The organism is Pseudomonas sp. KH_046_2, assembly GCF_057838985.1.
The window spans coordinates 1438494-1458224 of the sequence record NZ_CM174480.1; the positions used below are offsets into that span (position 1 = coordinate 1438494).

Here is a 19731-nt window from a genome sequence, read left to right on the forward strand (position 1 = left end):
TCACTGCGCTATCAGAAGTACTTCATCTTCGGCGCTTCTTCTTTCAACGGCTCGTTCTTCGCCGTCTGTTCGTTCCAGCCACCACCCAGGGCCTTGTACAGGTTGACCTGGCTGACCAGCTGCGCCAGACGGTCGGTGATCAGCACCTGTTGCGCGCTGAACAGCTGACGCTGGGCATCGAGGAAGGTCAGGTTGCTGTCGACACCGATGCGGTAACGACGCTCGGCGAGGCGGTAGTAGTCCTGGTTGGCACTGACGAAGTCTTTCTGTGCCTGCAACTGCTGGACGTAGGTCTGGCGGGCGGCCAGGCCGTCGGCGACTTCCTGGAAGGCCGTTTGAATGGACTTCTCGTAGTTCGCCACGCCGATGTCTTTCTGGATTTTCGAGTAATCCAGGCTGGCGCGCAGGCTACCGGCGTTGAAGATCGGCAGGTTGATCTGCGGCTGGAACAACCAAGTGCCCGAACCGCCCTTGAACAGACCGGACAGGTCCGGGCTCAGGGTACCCGCATTGGCCGTGAGGCTGATGCTCGGGAAGAACGCAGCCCGCGCCGCGCCGATGTTGGCGTTGGCGGCCTTGAGGTTGTACTCGGCCTGAAGGATGTCCGGACGACGATGCAACAGGTCCGACGGCAGGCCGGGCGGAACGTCGCTCAGCAGGTCGTCGTCAAGCGGTTTGGCCGCTTGCAGGTTGGCTGGGATACCGGTGCCGAGCAGCAGCACCAGGCTGTTCTCGTCCTGGGCGACCTGACGGGTGTACTTGGCCAGTTGCGCACGGGCGTTTTCCACCGAGGTACGCGACTGCGCCAGGTCCAGGGCCGAGGCGACGCCGACTTCGTTGCTGCGGGCGGTGAGCTTGTAGCTCTCCTCGAAGGCGGCCAGGGTGTCCTGGGTCAGCTTGTACAGTTCCTTGTCGGCCTGCCAGGTCAGGTAGGCATTGGCCACACTGGCCACCAGGCTGATCTGCGTGCTGCGGCGGCCTTCTTCAGTGGCGAAGTACTTCTGCAACGCTTCTTCGTTCAGGCTGCGAACCCGACCGAACAGGTCGAGTTCATAGGCACTGACGCCAACAGTTGCCGAGTAGGAACTGCTGATGCCGGCTTCGCCAGTCTGCGAAGCGTTAGCCGGAAGCCGCTGACGGCTGCCGGTGCCGTTGGCCGAGACGGCCGGGAACAGATCGGCACGGGAGATGCGGTATTGAGCCGCAAACGCGTCGATGTTCAGGGCCGCGACACGCAGGTCACGGTTGTTTTCCAGGGCCACCTGGATCAGCTGTTGCAGCGCCGGGTCATGGAAAAACTGCTTCCAGCCCTGCTCGGCAGCCGCTTGCGCCGGTGCCTGGGCCGGCGAGTACGCCAGGCCCTTCGGGTACTGGCCCGCCACCGGCGCTTCGGGCTGCTGATAATCAGGTATCAGCGAGCAGCCACCGAGCACGAAGGCGGCGACTGCCAGGGAGAGTAGCGACTTGCTCATTAGCCAGCCTCTTTAGAAGTTTCAATAGCGTCATCCTGGTCGGCGATTTTGCGCTGGCCTATGGACGACACGGTGACGAAGAACAGCGGGACCCAGAAGATCGCCAGCACAGTCGCCGTGATCATACCGCCGATCACGCCGGTACCGATTGCATGCTGGCTACCGGAACCTGCGCCCGTGGATATCGCCAGTGGTACCACACCGAGGACGAAGGCGAGCGAGGTCATGATGATCGGTCGCAGACGCATGCGGCAGGCTTCAATCGCCGCATCGCGCAGGCTACGCCCCTGTTCGTGCAGTTCCTTGGCAAATTCGACAATCAGAATGGCGTTTTTCGCCGCCAGACCGATAGTCGTCAACAAGCCTACCTGGAAGTACACGTCGTTGGACAAACCGCGCAGGCTGGTGGCCATCAGTGCACCGATGATCCCCAGCGGTACCACCAACATCACCGCGATCGGAATCGACCAGCTTTCATACAACGCCGCCAGGCACAGGAACACCATCAGCAGCGACAGGGCGTACAGCGCCGGTGCTTGCGAACCGGACAGACGCTCTTCGTACGACAGGCCGGTCCAGGAAATACCGACACCCGCCGGCAGTTTCTTGGCAATGGCTTCGACTTCGAGCATGGCTTCACCGGTGGAATAGCCTGGCGCCGGGGCACCGAGGATTTCCATCGCTTCCACGCCGTTGTAACGGGCCAGTTTCGGCGAACCGTAAATCCACTCGCCCTTGGCGAACGCCGAGAACGGAACCATGGTGCCGACACTATTGCGCACGTACCACTTCTGCAGGTCTTCAGGGCCCATTCGAGCGCCCGGCTGGCCTTGTACGTACACCTTCTTCACCCGACCACGGTCGATGAAGTCGTTGACGTAGCTACTGCCCAGGGCAATCGACAAGGTGTTGTTGATGTCGGCGATGGTAATGCCCAGGGCACTGGCCTTCTCGTCATCGATTTCCAGCTGGTATTGCGGTTCGTCGTTCAGGCCGTTCGGACGCACCTGAGCCAGGATCTTGCTTTGTGCGGCCATGCCGAGGAACTGGTTGCGCGCTTCCATCAGTTTTTCGTGACCGATACCGGCACGGTCCTGCAGGAACACGTCGAAACCGGTGGCGTTACCCAGTTCCAGTACCGCCGGTGGCGCGAAGGCGAACACCATGGCATCGCGGAAGGTGAAGAAGTGCTGCTGGGCACGGGCCGCCACCTTGAACACGTTGTTGTCAGCGTTACGTTCGTCCCACGGGCGCAGCATGATGAACGCCATGCCCGAGCTCTGGCCCCGGCCGGCGAAGTTGAAGCCGGTCACGGTAAACACCGAGTTCACCGCATCGCCTTCGCCGCCATCCTTGCCAGGGCGCAGCAGGAATTCACGCATTTCGTCGACGACCACCTGGGTGCGCTGGGATGTCGAGCCGGCCGGGGTCTGCACCTGGGCGAACAGTACACCCTGGTCTTCTTCCGGCAGGAACGCGGTTGGAATGCGGGTGAACAGCCAGATCATGCCAACCACGATCAGCAGGTACGCCAGCAGATACGGGATCTTGCGCTGCAGGATATTGCCGACACCGCGTTCGTAGCTGCGAACGCCGCGGTCGAAATTGCGGTTGAACCAGCCAAAGAAACCGCGCTTGGGTACACCGTGCTCGCCTTTCGGGATCGGCTTGAGCATGGTGGCGCAAAGCGCCGGGGTGAAGATCAGCGCGACCAGTACCGACAGGGCCATGGCCGAGACGATGGTGATCGAGAACTGCTTGTAGATCACACCGGTGGAACCGCTGAAGAACGCCATCGGCAGCAGAACCGCCGACAACACCAGGGCGATACCGACCAGTGCGCCCTGGATCTGTCCCATGGACTTCTTGGTGGCTTCCTTGGGTGACAGGCCTTCTTCGCTCATCACCCGTTCGACGTTTTCCACCACGACGATGGCGTCGTCCACCAGCAAGCCGATGGCCAGCACCATGCCGAACATGGTCAGGGTGTTGATGCTGAAACCCGCTGCCGCGAGGATCCCGAACGTACCGAGCAATACCACCGGCACGGTCATCGTGGTGATGATGGTGGCACGGAAGTTTTGCAGGAACAGGAACATCACCAGGAACACCAGCGCGACCGCTTCGACCAGGGTATGAACCACGCCCCTGATCGATTCCGTTACTACCGGAGTGGTGTCGTACGGGAACACTACTTCCATCCCTTCCGGGAAGAACGGCTTGAGGCTGTCGATGGTGGTGCGCAAGGCTTTTGCGGTGTCGAGGGCATTGGCACCGGTGGCCAGTTTCACCGCCAGGCCCGAAGCCGGGGCGCCGTTGAACTGGGCATTGATGCTGTAGTTCTCGCCACCCAGACCGACTTCGGCGACATCTTTGAGGCGAACCTGGGAACCGTCCTTGTTGACCTTGAGCAGGATCTTGTCGAATTGCTCCGCGGTCTGCAGGCGGGTCTTGCCGATGATCGTCGCGTTCAACTGGGTGCCGGGCAGGGCAGGCAGGCCGCCGAGCTGGCCGGACGACACCTGGACGTTTTGCGCAGCGATGGCGGTTTTGACGTCGATCGGGGTCAGGTTGTAGTTGTTCAACTTGGCCGGGTCGAGCCAGATACGCATGGCGTACTGGGAACCGAACACCTGGAAGTCGCCGACACCGGCGGTCCGCGAGATCGGGTCCTGCATGTTCGACACGATGTAGTTGGACAGGTCGTCCTTGGTCATGCTGCCGTCACGCGACACCACGCCGATCACCAACAGGAAGTTCTTCACTGCCTTGGTGACGCGGATACCCTGTTGCTGCACTTCTTGCGGCAGCAGCGGGGTGGCCAGGTTCAGCTTGTTCTGGACCTGAACCTGCGCGGTGTCGGAGTTGGTGCCTTGCTCGAAGGTCGCGGTAATGGTCATGGTGCCGTCGGAGTTACTTTCCGACGAGACATAACGCAGGTTGTCGATGCCGTTGAGCTGTTGCTCGATCACCTGAACCACGGTGTCCTGTACCGTTTGTGCCGAAGCACCCGGGTAGGCCACGGAGATGGCGATCGCTGGAGGCGCAATGCTCGGGTACTGGTTGATCGGCAACCGGAGGATCGATAGTGCCCCGACCAACATGATCACCAGGGCAATGACCCAGGCGAAAATCGGACGGTCGATAAAAAATTTCGACATGGTTTACTCCCCTTTGCCGCCAGAGGCTTTATCAGCTGCCTGGGCGGGGGCCGGGTTCCTTACGGCTACGTTGGTCGCTTCACTGGCCTTGACTTCGATGCCGGGTTTGACGAATTGCAGGCCTTCGGTGATCAGGCGATCGCCGGCCTTCAGGCCGTCTTCGATCAGCCATTGATTGCCGACGGTGCGGTTGGCCTTGAGTTGACGCAGTTCGACCTTGTTGTCCGGGCCGACAACCAGTGCGGTTGGCGTCCCCTTGAGGTCGCGGGTCACGCCTTGCTGCGGGGCCAGGATCGCCGCGCTGTTCACGCCGGCCAGCAACTTGGCGTGCACGAACATGCCCGGCAGAAGGGTGTGATCAGGGTTCGGGAAAATCGCGCGCAAGGTGACGGAACCGGTGGTCTGGTCAACCGAGATTTCAGAGAACTCCAGCTTGCCGTCCAGCTTGTACTCGCTGCCGTCTTCGAGGGTCAGCTTGACCGAGGCTGCGTTATCGCCGGCCTTTTGCAGGCGACCGCTTTCCAGCTCACGGCGCAGTTGCAACAGCTCGACCGAGGACTGCGTCACGTCGACGTAGATCGGGTCGATTTGCTGAATCACCGCCATCGCGTCGACCTGGGCATTGCTGACCAGCGCGCCTTCGGTCACCGAGGAGCGGCCGATGCGACCGGTCAGCGGGGCATAGACCTTGGTGTAGCGCACGTTGATCTGTGCGGTTTGCAGCGCGGCTTCCGATTGCAGGCGGTTGGCCACGGCGGTGTCGTATTCCTGGCGGCTCACAGCCTGTTCGTCGACCAATTGCTTGTAGCGGTCGGAAATCGACTTGGTCGAACGCAGGTTGGCTTCGGCGCTGGCGAGCGTTGCTTCATAGATCGATGGATCGATCTGATAGAGCTGTTGGCCTGCCTTGACGTCGCTGCCTTCCTTGAACAGGCGCTTGAGAATGATGCCGTTGACCTGCGGGCGGACTTCGGCAATGCGGAACGCGCTGGTACGGCCAGGCAGATCGGATGTCAGGGTGAAAGCTTGCGGTTGCAGAGTCACGACGCCGACCTGAGGCGGTGGGGCGGCCGGTGCTGCCTCTTCCTTTTTGCATCCGCTGAGCAGCGATGCCAGGGCGACGGCGGCGACCAGAGCGGTAACAGCTGGCTTGAATTGCATGAAAATCCTCGGGTCAGGCGCGCAAGTTGCGCACTAGAAAGGTGGAAGGTTGAAAAATGCTTGCCGAGTAGATAAGTAGCTTACTAAGGAATATACTTACGTACATGGCTGTTTGTAAATACCCAGGCTGTGTCCCACGCCGTTACACAAGCCGTTGAAAGGTTGGAATTGTAGGCCGGGGACGAACCCCCAGAACGTTCGCCCCACTTTTATTCAGCCGATGTTCAGGCATCGCTGAAGCACCCTGATTGAGGTTGTACTGCCATGGTCCGTCGTACCAAAGAGGAAGCTCAGGAAACCCGTGCGCAAATTCTCGTGGCGGCCGAAAAGGCCTTTTACGAGCGAGGCGTGGCGCGCACGACCCTGGCGGACATCGCGACCCTGGCCGGCGTCACTCGAGGGGCCATTTACTGGCATTTCAGCAACAAGGCGGATCTGGTGCAGGCCATGCTCGACACCCTGCATGAGCCCCTGGAAGAAATGGCCAAGGCCAGCGAGAGCGAAGACGAACTCGATCCCCTGGGCTGCATGCGCAAGCTGTTGATTCATTTGTTTCATCAAATTGCGCTGGACCCGAAAACCCGACGCATCAACGAGATTCTTTTTCATAAGTGCGAATTCACCGATGAAATGTGCGACCTGCGCCAACAACGGGTGTCAGCCAGCCTCGAATGCAATGTGCGGATCGGTCTGGCCCTGAGTAATGCCGTGAATCGTGGCCAGTTGCCGGAAACCCTCGACACCGCCCGCGCCGCGATCAGCTTGCATGCTTATATTGATGGCATCCTGTACCAGTGGTTGCTGGCCCCCGACAGTTTTGAGTTGCACACCGAAGCCGAGCGTTGGGTCGATACCGGGCTGGATCTGTTGCGCTTCAGCCCCAGCCTGCGCAAATAAAGCAAAATGCGTAATCGGCGCCTTGTGTGTCAACCGTTGACGCCGAAGATGAACAGTTCTTCACGCACCCTTCGATAATGGGGTGCTTTTATATACTTACACTCGGCAGGTTGACAGGTAGCAAGCTCAGTAATTTGTAGGGAATTTGTGTCGAGTCTGTGAGCACCTGCCGATGATCGCGGCTCCCACAGTGGATAGTGTCAAACCGTCAAGTATTAAAAAGCCCCGGCTCTTTCGAGTCGGGGCTTTTGCGTTTCCACGGTTGCTGATTACAGCGTCGGGTAGTCGATGTAACCGACAGGCCCCTTGGCATAGAACAGTTCAGGGCGCGCTTCGTTCAGCGGCGCGTCAGCCTGCAAGCGTGCTGGCAGGTCGGGGTTGGCAATGAAAGGTACGCCGAAGGCGACTGCATCGGCCTTGCCACTGGCGAGCAACGTGTTGGCGCTGTCCTTGGTGAAACGTTCGTTGGCAATGTAAGGGCCGCCGAAGGCTTCTTTGAGTTGTGGGCCGAGGCTGTCGGCACCTACTTTCTCCCGCGAGCAGATGAAGGCGATGCCACGCTTGCCCAGTTCGCGAGCGACGTAGGTGAAGGTTTCGGCCAGGTTGTCGTCGCCCATGTCATGCAAGTCGGCGCGTGGCGACAGGTGCACGCCGACACGGCCGGCGCCCCAGATTTCGATGGCCGCGTCGGTCACTTCCAGCAGCAGGCGGGCACGGTTTTCCAGGGAACCGCCGTAGTTGTCGGTGCGCTGGTTGGTGCTGCTTTGCAGGAACTGGTCGAGCAGGTAACCGTTGGCGGCATGGATTTCCACACCGTCGAAGCCGGCAGCCTTGGCGTTCTCGGCACCGACGCGGTAAGCGTCGACGATGTCGGCGATTTCAGCGGTTTCCAGGGCGCGCGGCACAGGGAAGTCGGCCAATGGACGCACCAGGCTGACGTGGCCCTTGGGCTGGATGGCACTCGGGGCGACCGGGGCCTCATCGTTCAGGTACAAACCGTGGGAAATGCGACCCACGTGCCACAGTTGCAGAAAGATCTTGCCGCCCGCACCGTGGATAGCCTTGGTCACGTTGGACCAGCCACGCACCTGATCGTTGGACCAGATGCCCGGGGTGTCCGGGTAGCCGACGCCCATCGGTGTGACCGAAGTGGCCTCGCTGAGGATCAGGCCGGCGGAGGCACGTTGCACGTAGTACTCGGCCATCAGCGCGTTGGGCACGCGACCTTCGTCGGCGCGGCAGCGGGTCAGTGGCGCCATGATGATGCGGTTGGCCAACTCGAGGTCGCCCAGTTTGATCGGATCGAAAATAGTCGTCATTTAGTGGCTCTCTTTTGGAGATCAGTTAGAAGTAGCAGGGGCCAGATCGGGATTGCCGCTCTGACGGAAAGTAATCAGGGTCACCAGCAGGGCGAGTACCGCCAGTACGGCTGCCGCGAGCGGCACGCTGGTCAGGCCGAAGCCGTGGGCGATCACACTGCCGCCGACCCAGGCACCCAAGGCGTTGCCTATGTTGAAAGCGCCGATGTTCAGGGTCGACACCAGGTTCGGTGCGGCCTTGCCGAAGGTCACCACGTTCACTTGCAGCGCCGGGACGGCGGCGAAGCACGCGGTGGCCCAGAGGAACAGGGTGATTTCGGTCGGGATCAGCGCGACGCTGGTCCAGGTCAGCACGGTGGACACTACGGCCATGGTGATGAACACGCCGATCAGCGTCGCGGCCATGCCTTTGTCGGCCAGCTTGCCGCCGATGATGTTGCCGACCGTCAGGCCCAGGCCGATGAGCATCAGGGTCCAGGTCACGCCACGGGGCGAGACGCCGGTGACTTCGCCCAGCAGCGGCGCAACGTAGGTGAACAGGGTGAACACCGAGGCGGCGAACAGCGCGGTCATGCTCAGGGACAGCCAGATGCCGCCGCCCTTGAGTGCTGCCAGTTCGGCGCGCATGTCGAGTTTTTCTTCATCACGCTTGGCCGGCAGGAAGCGGATCAGACCGATCAGTGCGATCACACCGATCACGGTCACGGCCCAGAAGGTCGAACGCCAGCCGGCTTCCTGACCGAGGGCGGTGCCCAGCGGTACGCCGAGGACGTTGGCCAGGGTCAGGCCGGTGAACATCAGGGCCACGGCCGAAGCGCGTTTGTTCGCAGGCACCAGGCCGGCGGCTACCACTGAACCGATACCGAAGAAGGCGCCATGGCACAGGGCGGTGACCACACGGGCGAACATCAGCACGTTGTAGTCGCCGGCCACTGCGCAGAGCAGGTTGCCGATAATGAAGATGCCCATCAACGCCACAAGGGCAGCCTTGCGCGGCAACCGGGCGGTGGCCAGCGCCATGAACGGCGCACCAATGGCCACGCCCAGGGCGTAACCGGTCACCAGCCAGCCGGCACCGGGGATCGACACACCGAGGTCAGCCGCCACGTTGGGCAGCAGGCCCATGATGACGAACTCGGTAGTGCCGATGGCGAAGGCACTCAAGGCCAGGATGAGTAGCGAGAGGGGCATGTCTAATTCCTTGTCGGCTGGCTGACGTTAAGGGTCAGAGCTCTTTACTGAAGGTTTTGAGGAACTCCTGAATGGTTTCCTCGTTACGTTTGAAAAAATGCCACTGGCCGACTTTGCGGCTGCTGATCAGGCCGGCGCGTTGCAGGGTCGCCAGGTGTGCGGACACCGTCGACTGCGACAGGCCGCAACGTTGATCGATCTGCCCGGCGCAAACGCCGTGCTCGTTACTGTGGGACTGGTCGGGAAATTCGACGGTCGGGTCCTTGAGCCAGTGCAGGATGTCTCGCCGTACTGGGTGTGCCAGGGCTTTTATTATTTCGTCGAGATTGATGGTCATGATGTGGGCTCGTGATGTTTAAAACGCTATATCGCGATGAGGCGAACTTTAAATCGGTATTTCGCGATATACAAATATGATTTGGCTCTGACCAACTCGCATTTCGGTATATCGAGTTATAACGATATGTTGAGTGTAACAAGACAAGGGGGCAGTGCTAAGCTGCGCCCATGAACTATCTCGCACATCTTCACCTCGGTGGCCAGCGTCCCGGCCAATTGCTCGGCAGTCTGTATGGCGATTTCGTCAAGGGACGCCTGCAAGGGCAGTTCGCTCCGGACATCGAGGGGGCTATCCAGTTGCACCGCAGCATCGACGTGTTCACCGACCGCCATCCGCTGGTGGACGTCGCGTTGTCGCGTTTCTCCCTGACCCGTCGTCGCTACGCGGGCATCGTGCTCGATGTGTTTTTCGACCATTGCCTGGCCCGGGACTGGACGCTGTATGCCGACCGGCCCTTGGCGTTGTTCACTTCGGACGTTTACCGGGTGCTGTCCAGCGAACGGCAATTGCCGGAGCGGCTGGCGAAGATTGCGCCGCACATGGTGGCCAATGACTGGTTGGGCTCGTATCAGGAATTCGAAGTGCTGGAGCAGGTGTTGCGCGGGATATCGCGGCGCCTGACCCGGCCGGAGGAGCTGGCGGCGGCGATGCAGGAGTTGCGGCGGCTGTATGAACCGTTGAGCGAGGACTTTCGGTTGTTCTATCCGCAGCTTCAGGATTTTGCCCGGAACTATCCAGCATCATAAAACCACTGTAGGAGCGAGCCTGCTCGCGATTACGGTCTGTCATTCAGCATCATCGTTGAATGTTAATCCGCTATCGCGAGCAGGCTCGCTCCTACAGGGAGCATGTGTTTACGCTGCTATTGCGGGGCGCATTGGTGCTCGTTGCGGTTCGACAATTTCACCAAACAACACCTTCTGCACCGCCTGCTGCGCCTCGAACGCCAGCGCCGCGCGTTCCCGGCCCTGGCACTCGATCGGCTTGAGCAGATGAATCTCCACACCGCCACGGTCGTTGGCAAACAACCGCATCAGATGCGACAGCAAGTCATCGTCGCCAATGAACGGCGCCAGCGCGCAAGGCTGGCCGTTACGCACATAACGAATCGCCACCGGCTGCATCGCCACTTCGGAATCGATGGCGGCGGACAGCAGGCGGCCATGGAAAGTACGCAGTGAACGGCCATCGGTGGTGGTGCCTTCCGGGAACATCAGCAGGGGGTGCGCCTGTTCCAGGTGACGGGTCATCTGTTTGCGGATCAACTGGCTGTCACCCGAGCCACGGCGGATAAACAGGCTGCCGGCCTTGGCCGCCAACCAGCCGGCCACCGGCCAGGTGCGCACTTCGGCCTTGGACAGGAACGACAGCGGCGTGAGCATGCCCAGCAGTGGGATGTCGGTCCAGGACACGTGGTTGCTGACCCAGAGCATCGGCGTCTTCGGCAGCTCGCCGTGGACGGTCACGTCGAAGGGCAGGGCATTGCTCAGACGGGCCATGAAAAACCGCGACCAGCGTTGCCGGCGCGCCATCGAATGGGCCATGCCCAGGCGCTCGAACACCCCGAACACACTGGCCATGCCCAAGCCCAGCGTCACCACCAGCAGCACTCGCGCGATTCGCGCGTACACCCGCAACCGGCCCATTACACAGCCGCCTTGAAGTGTTTGGCGTAACGCGGGCAGAGTTCGTCGCGCTTGAGCAGGATGAACACGTCGGCGACCTGGAAGTCTTCGTCCCAGCATGGTTCGCCGCAGATCTTCGCGCCCAGACGCATGTAGGCCTTGAGCAGTGGTGGCATTTCGGCAATCACGTTCGACGGGATGTCCAGGCTCGGCAGCGGGTTTTTCGGCTCGGCGCGCAGGTGTTCGGTGCACAGGTAGCGTTCGCGCAGACGCTGCATGATCGCGTGGGCCTGCACGCCGCCATCCTGCATCGGAATGCTCGCGCACCCCATCAGGTAGCTGTAGCCGCCCTGGTTCAGGACTTCGGCCAGTTCGCCCCAGAGCACGGCGATGGTGCCGCCGTTGCGGTAGGCCGGGTCGACACAGGTGCGACCGATTTCCAGGATCGGGCCTTGCAGGTGCACCAGGCCGTGGAGGCTGAATTCTTCTTCGCTGTAGAATTTGCCCAGGCTGCTGGCCGCCGTGTGGTCGAGCAGACGGGTGGTCGCCACCAGACGGCCGGTGTTCAAGTCACGCACGCCGATGTGGGCGCAGTGAACGTCGTAGTCATCCATGTCCAGACCCAGTTCCGCGCCTTTCAGCTTGGCGTTGAACTCACCGCTGAACACGTTGAAGCGCAAGGCCTGGGCTTCCTGCAAAGCCTCGGCGCCCACCAGGCGTTCGGCTTGCAGGCGGCGTTCGTTGCCGGTGTCGCTGATACGGGCGATCTGAGTCATGGCGAATCTCCGTGCGGGCTGCTCACCCGTCTTTGGGCTACAGCGAATCGACTTTCTTTGTCTAGCCGTGTTGTGCAAAGTCAGGCTATGTAGCCCCGGTGTCATCGCCATTAAGCTTTGGTGATGCTTATATGACAGCCCTTGAGGAGCCTCTTATGCCCTGGCAAACCCTGTTGAACCGTCGTGATCGCTTGCCCGCCAACCCGGATCTGGCCGAAGGTTTCGCGACCTTGCTGCAGCAGTTGGGAACGGTCACGCCGTTTGAATTGGCGGTGCTTGGCGGGCGGTTGATGGCGACGCCGGGGCTGGCGTTTCTGGTGGGTTATCAGGCGGCCTTGCGCATGCTCTGGCCGAGCGCGCCCCTGAGCCTGGGCGCGCTGTGCGCCACCGAACAGCGCAGCCTGCGCCCGGCCGACATGCAAACCCGGTTGAGCGGTTTGCGCCTGAGCGGACGCAAGGATTTCGTCACCGCCGGTAATGCCGCCGACTGGCTGCTGGTGGCGGCGCGCAGCGAGGAGCCCGGTGCCGATCCACGCTTGAGCCTGGCGGTGATCTATCGCGATGAGCCGGGTGTGCGGGTGGAAAAACTGGCGCCGATTCCGTTGATGCCAGACATCAGTCATGGGCGATTGATTCTGGATAACGCGTTGTGCGAATTGCTCGCCGGGGACGGCTGGGATGCGTACGTCAAACCGTTCCGCACCCTGGAAGACATCTATGTGCTGAGCGCCATGACAGCATGGTTGTATGGCGTCGGCCAGGAATGCGATTGGCCACAAGGCTTGCAATTGCGCTTGCTGGGGTTGCTGGCGGGGTGCGCGGAAATCAGCCGCCAGCCACCGACCCATCCGGCCGGGCATGTGTTGCTTGGCGGGTTGTTTGCGCAGTTCGAAGGGCTCAAGGCTGAGGTGAATGAGGCGCTGGCTGGAGGGCCTCAAGAGTGGGCGACGATGTGGCAGCGGGATCAGGCGGTGATGGATTTGGCGGCAGGGGCTCGGGGCAAGCGGTTGGCCAAGGCTTTGGCGGAATCTTCATTGAATTGACTGGCCTCATCGCGAGCAGGCTCGCTCCTACATTTGGAACGCATTCTCCTGTAGGAGTGAGCCTGCTCGCGATAGCAATCTTTCAGGCAATACAAATTTCAGAACTGTCATCAACCTCCACTAGGCTCAGCAAGTTCAATCTCCGAGCCCTCGTCATGCCCAAACGCTTGTCCCTGACTTTCCTGCTGTTGCTCAGCCTCACGGCCCAGGCCGAAAACTGGCCCGCCGAGCAATGGCCGACTGCCCCGACGCCGACCGGTCCGGCGCTTCAAGCCCTGGAGGCCTACGCCTTCCCATCCCGCGATGACACCACTGGCCAGGGCATTCGCACCGATGCCTTGCTGGTGATCCGTGACGGCCAGTTGATCTACGAACGCTACGCCGGCCCGACGACGGCCGAGACGCCGCACCTGACCTGGTCTATCAGCAAGAGCCTGATGGCCACGGTCCTCGGCGTGGCCTACGGCGAAGGCTTGTTCAAGCTCGGCGACCCGGTGGCGAAGTTTTATCCACCCCTGCAAAAATACCCCGACATGACCATGGCCGACCTGCTGCACTGGGCCTCGGGACTGGATTGGCAGGAAGACTACGAATACGCACCGCTGAAGTCTTCGGTGGTGGCCATGCTCTACACCCGCGGTCACCACGACATGGCCGCGTTCACCGCGGCCCATGGTTCATACGCGGCGCCGGGCCAAGCGTTTCGCTACTCCAGCGGTGACAGCAACCTGTTGTCCGCGGCATTGAAAACCATCGTCGGCCCCGGCCGCTATCCGGACTATCCGTGGACTGCGCTGTTCGAGCCGCTGGGCATTCGCCATGCCGTTTGGGAAACCGATGCCACGGGCACTTTCGTCGCTTCGTCCTATGCCTACCTCACTGCAAGGGACCTGGCCCGGATCGGTCTGTTGATGGCCCGCGAGGGTCGCTGGGCGGACAAGCAACTGCTGCCCAAGGACTGGGTGGCGTTCAATCGCGAGCCGTTCGCTGAATATCACGCCGATCAAGACGAGGCCGTCCCTGGCGGACATTGGTGGCTCAATCGAGCCGTTGAGGGCGCGCCACGACCCTGGCCCGATGCCCCCGCCGACACCTTCGCCGCGTTGGGCCATTGGGGCCAGGCGATGTACGTGATCCCCAGTGAACAGCTGGTGATCGTCCGCTACGGCGATGACCGCGACGGCCGTTACCGGCACAACCAATTGCTCCAGCTCGCGCTCAAGGCCTTTGCCGGGAAGGTGCAGCCATGAGCGGTTTCATTCGCCATCGACCGGTCAGTTCCCTGTTACTGATCCTGCTGATCGCCTTGTTCGGCTGGCTCTGGCACGAGCGGGTGGCGCTGTGGGCGTTCCCCGACATCATCAGCGCCTACACCGCCAAGGAATACTGTTCGTGCCGCTACGTGATGAACAACGACGCCGAGTACTGCCACGGTTATGTGAAACAGTGGCTGCCCGCCAGCGGCTTTGCCGATGACCCGGTCGGCAAGCGCGTCACGGTCAGCGGCATGGGCCGCAGCAACAGTGCGGTGTGGATCGGCGAGCGCCAGGGCTGTCGCTTGCAGCCCTGAGTGCGATGAAGTGCCTGGGTGAGAGGAGGGCTTTTGTGGCGAGGGGGTAACGGATGGCTTGCAATGCGCTGAAGGCCAGTTAAGGTTCAGCACAGGTTTATTTGCCCTACGAGTCTCTATGTTCAAGCGCTCCACCTTCCAAACCCTCACTTTCCTGCTGCTGGCCGGTGCCGCGTTGTCGGCCCGTGCCGATTGGTACCTCGATGGCGAGTCTTCGCGCCTGTCGTTTGTCAGCACCAAGAATGCCAATGTTTCCGAAGTGCAGCGCTTTCTGGTGCTGCACGGCAAGGTCGATCCCGAGGGGGTGGCGCAGGTGGAAGTCGAGCTGGAGTCGATCAACAGCGGCATACCGCTGCGCGATGAGCGCATGCGCAAGGAACTGTTCCAGATCGACCGGTTTCCCGACGCCTTGATCACCACGAAAATCGATCTGCGCCCGATCAATGATCTTGCTCCCGGCGCACAGCTGGAGTTGCGCCTGCCACTGACCGTCGACCTGCACGGCAAGCAACACGAATACAACGCACAGTTGCTGGCGACCCGTCTCGATGACCGGCGCTTCCAGGTGGTGACTCTCGAACCGCTGGTGATCAATGCCGAAGATTTCGATTTGGCTCCCGGCCTGGAGTCGTTGCGCAAACTGGCCGGTTTGTCGGCGATCAGTCTTTCAGTGCCGGTGGGTGCGGTGCTGATTTTCACGGCGCGCTGACATGGCCGGAGCGATTTTTCCCTGGCGTGAAGGCAACCACTTCGAACTGCTGGTCGATGGTCCGCAGTTTTTTCCGCGCATGCTGGTGGCGATTGCCCGCGCCGAAGAACAGGTTGAGCTGGAGCTGTATCTGGTGGAGGCGGGCGCCTGCGCCGAAGCCATGGTCCAGGCCTTGGTGCAGGCCGCCGAGCGCGGTGTGCGGGTGCGCTGCCTGTTCGATGATTACGGCAGTCTCGCCTTCACCCTGACCTTGCGTCAGCGACTGATGGCCGCCGGGGTTGAGCTGCGGTTCTACAATCGCCTGAGCTGGCGGCGCTGGGTCGGCAACTTCTACCGCGATCACCGCAAGCTGTTACTGGTGGACCAGAGCATGGCAGTGGTCGGTGGCACCGGTGTCACTGATGAGTTCTGGACACCGGGGGAAGACGTCAGCGAATGGCATGAGGTGATGGTGGAAATCACCGGGCCGCTGGTGCTCGACTGGCAGTTGCTGTTCGACCGCCAGTGGATCGCCAACCGCCATCGACGTGCCTGGCGCCCCGCTTCGCATTTCGGCTTGCCGCGCCTGCCTCGGGTGCCGTCGATGGGCGAGGGCATGGGCCGGGTGGCCTATGCCGACGCCCGTCAACACCGGGACATTCTGCAGTCGCTGGTGCGAGCCCTGAACAGCGGTCAGCGACGGATCTGGCTGGCCACGCCGTACTTTTTGCCAACCTGGAAAGTCCGCCGCTCCCTGCGCCGGGCGGCTGCCCGGGGCGTCGATGTACGGCTGCTGCTGACCGGCCCCCGTACCGATCACCCGTCCGTGCGCTATGCCGGGCATCGTTACTACCCGCGACTGCTCAAGGCCGGGGTGAAGATCTTCGAGTACCAGCCGTGTTTCCTGCACCTGAAAATGGTCCTGATCGATGACTGGGTGAGCATCGGTTCGTGCAACTTCGATCACTGGAATCTGCGCTTCAACCTGGAAGCCAACCTGGAAGCACTGGACCCCGGATTGACCCGCTCGGTGGCGGCGAGTTTCGAACGGGACTTCGGGTTGAGTGAGCAAGTCAGCCTGGAGGAATGGCAACGCCGGCCACTGTGGCGGCGAGTCAAGCAGCGGGTGTGGGGATGGGTGGATCGGGTGGTGGTGAATCTGCTGGATCGAAGGGGTTGAACCCAAACTTTCAAACACCCTGAAACCACTGTAGGAGCGAGCCTGCTCGCGATGGCGGCCTGACAGTCAACAATGATGTTGAATGTTATGGTCTCATCGCGAGCAGGCTCGCTCCTACAGGTTTTTGCGGTGTGTCAGGGATTACAGCAACTCAAAACTCTGCTGCGTCACATCCTCTGAATCCAGGCCGATCTGCACGTTGAACTTGCCCGGCTCCGCCGCGTATTTGAGCTGGGTGTTGTAGAATTTCAGGTCGTCCTCGGTGATGGTGAAGTGCACGACCTTCTGTTCGCCGGCCTTGATCATCACTTTCTGGAAGTTCTTCAGTTCCTTGATCGGGCGGATCATCGAGCCTGCCACGTCCTGGATATACAACTGCACCACGGTTTCGCCGTCGCGCTTGCCGGTGTTTTTCACTGTGACGCTGGCGTCGAGCTTGCCGGTCTTGTTCAGCGTGGTCGACGACAGCGCCATGTCGCTCAGGCTGAAGTCGGTGTAGCTCAGGCCGTAGCCGAACGGGTACAGGGGACCTGTGGTGTCATCGAAATACTGCGAGGTGTAGTTGCCTGGTTTGCCCGGGGTGAATGGCCGGCCAATGGTCAGGTGGTTGTAGTAGGTCGGAATCTGGCCTACCGAACGCGGGATGCTGATCGGCAGTTTGCCCGACGGGTTGTAGTCGCCGAACAATACATCGGCGATGGCGTTACCGCCTTCGGTACCGGTGAACCAGGTTTCCAGGATAGCGTCGGCCTGTTCTTTCTCTTCGAGGATCGTCAGCGGGCGGCCGTTCATCAACACCAGTACCAGCGGCTTGCCGGTGGCTTTCAGGGCACGGATCAGCTCGCGCTGGTTTTCCGGGATGTTCAGGTCGGTGCGGCTCGACGATTCGTGGGACATGCCACGGGATTCGCCGACGGCGGCAACCACCACATCAGCATCCTTGGCCGCTTTCACCGCTTCGTCGATCAGCACCTTCGCCGGGCGCGGGTCATCCACCACTTCCGGGGCGTCGAAGTTGAGGAAATTCAGGTAACCGAGGATTTTCGGGTCGCTGGTGATGTTGGCACCACGGGCGTAGATCAGTGTCGATTTGTCGCCCAGGGCATTGGTCATGCCATCGAACAGGGTCACCGATTGAGCAGGGCGACCGGCAGCGGCCCAGCTGCCCATCATGTCAATCGGCGCCTTGGCCAGCGGACCGACCAGGGCGATTTTCGCGGTCTTCTTCAGTGGCAGGGTTTCGTTGCGGTTTTTCAGCAGCACCTGGCTGCGGCGTGCCACATCACGGGCCTCGGCGCGGTGCAGGCGGCTGTCGGCGTAGGTGTCGACCGGATCATCCACGGCCTTGCCGATGCGCAGGTACGGGTCCTTGAACAGGCCCATGTCGTACTTGGCGCCCAGTACCGCACGCACGGCGTTGTCGATGTCGCTCTGCTGGATCTCGCCGGACTTCAGCAGCCCTGGCAGCTCCTTGCCGTACAGGGTGTCGTTCATGCTCATGTGGATGCCGGCCTTGATCGCCAGCTTCGCCGCTTCGCGACCGTCGGCGGCAACACCGTGCTTGATCAGCTCAAATATCGCCCCGTGGTCGCTGACCGCCAGGCCCTTGAAGCCCCACTCCTTGCGCAGCAGGTCGTTCATCAGCCAGGTGTTGGCGGTGGCCGGAACGCCGTTGATCGAGTTCAGCGCGACCATCACTCCGCCGGCACCGGCATCAATTGCGGCACGATACGGTGGCAGATAGTCCTGGTACATCTTGACCGGGCTCATGTCGACGATGTTGTAGTCGCGGCCACCCTCGACCGCGCCATACAGGGCGAAGTGCTTGACGCTGGCCATGATGCTGTCGGCGGCGTTCGCGCCCGTGCCCTGGAACGCCTTGACCATCACGCCGGCAATGCGCGACACCAGGTAGGTGTCTTCGCCGAAGCCTTCGGAAGTACGACCCCAGCGCGGATCGCGGGAGATGTCGACCATCGGCGCGAAGGTGATGTCGAGGCTGTCAGCCGCGGCTTCCTTGGCGGCAATGCGCCCGGACAGGCCGATGGCGTCCATGTCCCAGCTCGAGGCCAGGGCCAGCGGGATCGGGAAAATGGTGCGGTGGCCGTGGATCACGTCGTAGGCGAAGAACATCGGGATCTTCAGGCGGCTGCGCATGGCCGCGTCCTGCATCGGCCGGTTTTCCGGGCGGGTAATGGAGTTGAACGTACCGCCGATGTTGCCCGCTGCGATTTCCTTGCGGATCATTTCGCGCGGCATTTCCGGGCCGATGCTGATCAGGCGTAACTGGCCGATTTTTTCATCGAGGGTCATTTGCTTCATCAGGTTGCTGACGAAGGCTTCCTTGTTCTCCAGGGGGGCGGGCGTCGTGGCGGCCAATACGTTATGACTGGCCAGGCTGACGAACAGGCCCAGCAAACACAGCTTCTTCATGAATAGTTTTCTCAAGGGCCCAAACGGCGATGTACACGCCGGCCAGCCAAAATTTAGGGAGCGTCTATTGTTGTTCGGGTGCCGGCTCAAAAGACCAGAGCCAAAAAACGACAGCCAGAGGGCGGATGCGGTTTCGCGCAGGGCCTCTTTTTAGCCCATCGGCCCGTTGCAATCCAGAAGCGCGGGCGATTATGCCCCAAGAGCCGGCCCAGAAGGTTTCACGGTCGGTTTTTTCATGAAATGCACAAGGGAGCATCATCCTGATGAATGTAAGTCCAACCTACCGCTCGCGTTTGCAGGTCGTCACGCTGCTGATGCTGGCCTCGTTGCTGACCGCCTGCGGCATCAACAACATTCCCACCCTCGACGAACAGGCCAAGGCCGCCTGGGGCCAGGTGCAGAACCAGTATCAGCGGCGCACCGACCTGATTCCCAACCTGGTGGAAACCGTCACGGGCTATGCGGCCCACGAGAAGGAAACCCTGACCGCCGTCATCGAGGCCCGGGCCAAGGCCACGTCGATCCAGGTGGATGCCTCGACCCTCGACAACCCGGAAAAACTCAAGCAGTACCAACAGGCTCAGGATCAGCTCAGCGGCGCCTTGAGCCGTTTGATGGTGGTTTCCGAGCGTTATCCGGACCTCAAGGCCAACCAGAACTTCCTCGCCCTGCAATCGCAGCTTGAAGGCACCGAGAACCGCATCAGCGTGGCCCGGCGCGATTTCATCCTCGCGGTGCAGAAGTACAACACCGAGATCCGCACGTTCCCCGGTCGCCTGTGGCACACCGTGATGTACAGCGACCTGCCGATGCGCGAGACCTTCGAAGCTACACCGGGTTCGGAAAAGGCTCCCGAGGTCAAATTCTGAACAGCG

General features: G+C 61.3%; 17 protein-coding genes. 8 read left to right on the plus strand and 9 right to left on the minus strand.

Translation table 11 applies throughout. The annotated features are described in order from the left end of the window. Positions 1-11 precede the first annotated feature (11 nt). The 3 genes from emhC to AC3IX1_RS06480 are packed head-to-tail and all read right to left on the minus strand — an operon-like array spanning position 12 to position 5794. Positions 12-1472 carry an efflux RND transporter outer membrane subunit EmhC gene (emhC, locus tag AC3IX1_RS06470; protein ID WP_489387548.1) on the minus strand — a complete coding sequence of 487 codons (1461 nt, stop codon included), beginning with the start codon at positions 1470-1472 and terminating at the stop codon, positions 12-14. Then, a complete protein-coding gene (gene emhB, locus AC3IX1_RS06475; RefSeq protein WP_489387549.1) occupies positions 1472-4633 on the minus strand; it encodes an efflux RND transporter permease subunit EmhB in 3162 nt (1053 codons plus the stop codon). Before emhB ends, emhC begins: the two co-directional genes overlap by 1 nt. A gap of 3 nt (positions 4634-4636) precedes the next feature. Further along, complete coding sequence (locus AC3IX1_RS06480; RefSeq protein ID WP_489387550.1) at positions 4637-5794, minus strand: efflux RND transporter periplasmic adaptor subunit; 1158 nt, start codon at positions 5792-5794, stop codon at positions 4637-4639. 264 nt (positions 5795-6058) lie between these two features. Here AC3IX1_RS06480 and emhR point away from each other — a divergent pair, with 264 nt between their 5' ends. Then, positions 6059-6691 carry an efflux system transcriptional repressor EmhR gene (emhR, locus tag AC3IX1_RS06485; protein ID WP_489387551.1) on the plus strand — a complete coding sequence of 211 codons (633 nt, stop codon included), beginning with the start codon at positions 6059-6061 and terminating at the stop codon, positions 6689-6691. Positions 6692-6960: 269 nt separating this feature from the next. Here emhR and AC3IX1_RS06490 read toward each other — a convergent pair whose 3' ends face one another. Genes AC3IX1_RS06490 through AC3IX1_RS06500 form a run of 3 tightly spaced genes read right to left on the minus strand, consistent with a single transcriptional unit; the run spans position 6961 to position 9538 of the window. Beyond that, complete coding sequence (locus AC3IX1_RS06490; protein ID WP_489387552.1) at positions 6961-8010, minus strand: alkene reductase; 1050 nt, start codon at positions 8008-8010, stop codon at positions 6961-6963. Between the two features lie 21 nt (positions 8011-8031). Continuing rightward, positions 8032-9201 carry an MFS transporter gene (locus AC3IX1_RS06495; RefSeq protein WP_489387553.1) on the minus strand — a complete coding sequence of 390 codons (1170 nt, stop codon included), beginning with the start codon at positions 9199-9201 and terminating at the stop codon, positions 8032-8034. Between the two features lie 34 nt (positions 9202-9235). Then, positions 9236-9538, minus strand: coding sequence for an ArsR/SmtB family transcription factor (locus AC3IX1_RS06500; RefSeq protein WP_008019443.1), 303 nt, complete (start codon positions 9536-9538; stop codon positions 9236-9238). A gap of 170 nt (positions 9539-9708) precedes the next feature. Between AC3IX1_RS06500 and AC3IX1_RS06505 the strand changes: the two genes are divergently transcribed. Next, the gene (locus AC3IX1_RS06505; RefSeq protein WP_489387554.1) at positions 9709-10287 is read left to right on the plus strand and encodes an acyl carrier protein phosphodiesterase; all 579 of its coding nucleotides are present in this window, start codon (positions 9709-9711) and stop codon (positions 10285-10287) included. 108 nt (positions 10288-10395) lie between these two features. Here AC3IX1_RS06505 and AC3IX1_RS06510 read toward each other — a convergent pair whose 3' ends face one another. Both AC3IX1_RS06510 and olsB read right to left on the minus strand, forming a co-directional pair. Next, positions 10396-11187, minus strand: a complete 792-nt coding sequence (locus tag AC3IX1_RS06510; protein ID WP_489387555.1) for a lysophospholipid acyltransferase family protein — start codon at positions 11185-11187, stop codon at positions 10396-10398. After that, on the minus strand, positions 11187-11942 hold the full coding sequence (gene olsB / locus AC3IX1_RS06515) for an L-ornithine N(alpha)-acyltransferase (RefSeq protein ID WP_007996073.1): 756 nt from the start codon (positions 11940-11942) through the stop codon (positions 11187-11189). Before olsB ends, AC3IX1_RS06510 begins: the two co-directional genes overlap by 1 nt. 155 nt (positions 11943-12097) lie before the next feature. Here olsB and AC3IX1_RS06520 point away from each other — a divergent pair, with 155 nt between their 5' ends. From AC3IX1_RS06520 to AC3IX1_RS06540, 5 genes are all read left to right on the plus strand, one after another. After that, positions 12098-12985, plus strand: a complete 888-nt coding sequence (locus AC3IX1_RS06520; protein WP_489387556.1) for an acyl-CoA dehydrogenase family protein — start codon at positions 12098-12100, stop codon at positions 12983-12985. Between the two features lie 155 nt (positions 12986-13140). Further along, complete coding sequence (locus AC3IX1_RS06525) at positions 13141-14235, plus strand: serine hydrolase domain-containing protein (RefSeq protein WP_489387557.1); 1095 nt, start codon at positions 13141-13143, stop codon at positions 14233-14235. Next, positions 14232-14555, plus strand: a complete 324-nt coding sequence (locus tag AC3IX1_RS06530) for an amidase (RefSeq protein ID WP_489387558.1) — start codon at positions 14232-14234, stop codon at positions 14553-14555. The genes AC3IX1_RS06525 and AC3IX1_RS06530 overlap by 4 nt, the downstream gene beginning before the upstream one ends. A gap of 118 nt (positions 14556-14673) precedes the next feature. After that, complete coding sequence (locus AC3IX1_RS06535) at positions 14674-15264, plus strand: YceI family protein (RefSeq protein WP_489387559.1); 591 nt, start codon at positions 14674-14676, stop codon at positions 15262-15264. A 1-nt stretch (position 15265) separates the two neighbouring features. After that, complete coding sequence (locus tag AC3IX1_RS06540; protein ID WP_489387560.1) at positions 15266-16423, plus strand: phospholipase D-like domain-containing protein; 1158 nt, start codon at positions 15266-15268, stop codon at positions 16421-16423. A gap of 141 nt (positions 16424-16564) precedes the next feature. Here the strand turns inward: AC3IX1_RS06540 and bglX are convergent, their stop codons facing one another. Continuing rightward, on the minus strand, positions 16565-18856 hold the full coding sequence (gene bglX, locus AC3IX1_RS06545; protein WP_489387561.1) for a beta-glucosidase BglX: 2292 nt from the start codon (positions 18854-18856) through the stop codon (positions 16565-16567). A gap of 263 nt (positions 18857-19119) precedes the next feature. On the opposite strand from bglX, the gene AC3IX1_RS06550 reads away from it, so the two are divergent. Beyond that, on the plus strand, positions 19120-19725 hold the full coding sequence (locus AC3IX1_RS06550; protein ID WP_489387562.1) for a LemA family protein: 606 nt from the start codon (positions 19120-19122) through the stop codon (positions 19723-19725). The last annotated feature ends 6 nt before the right edge of the window (positions 19726-19731 follow it).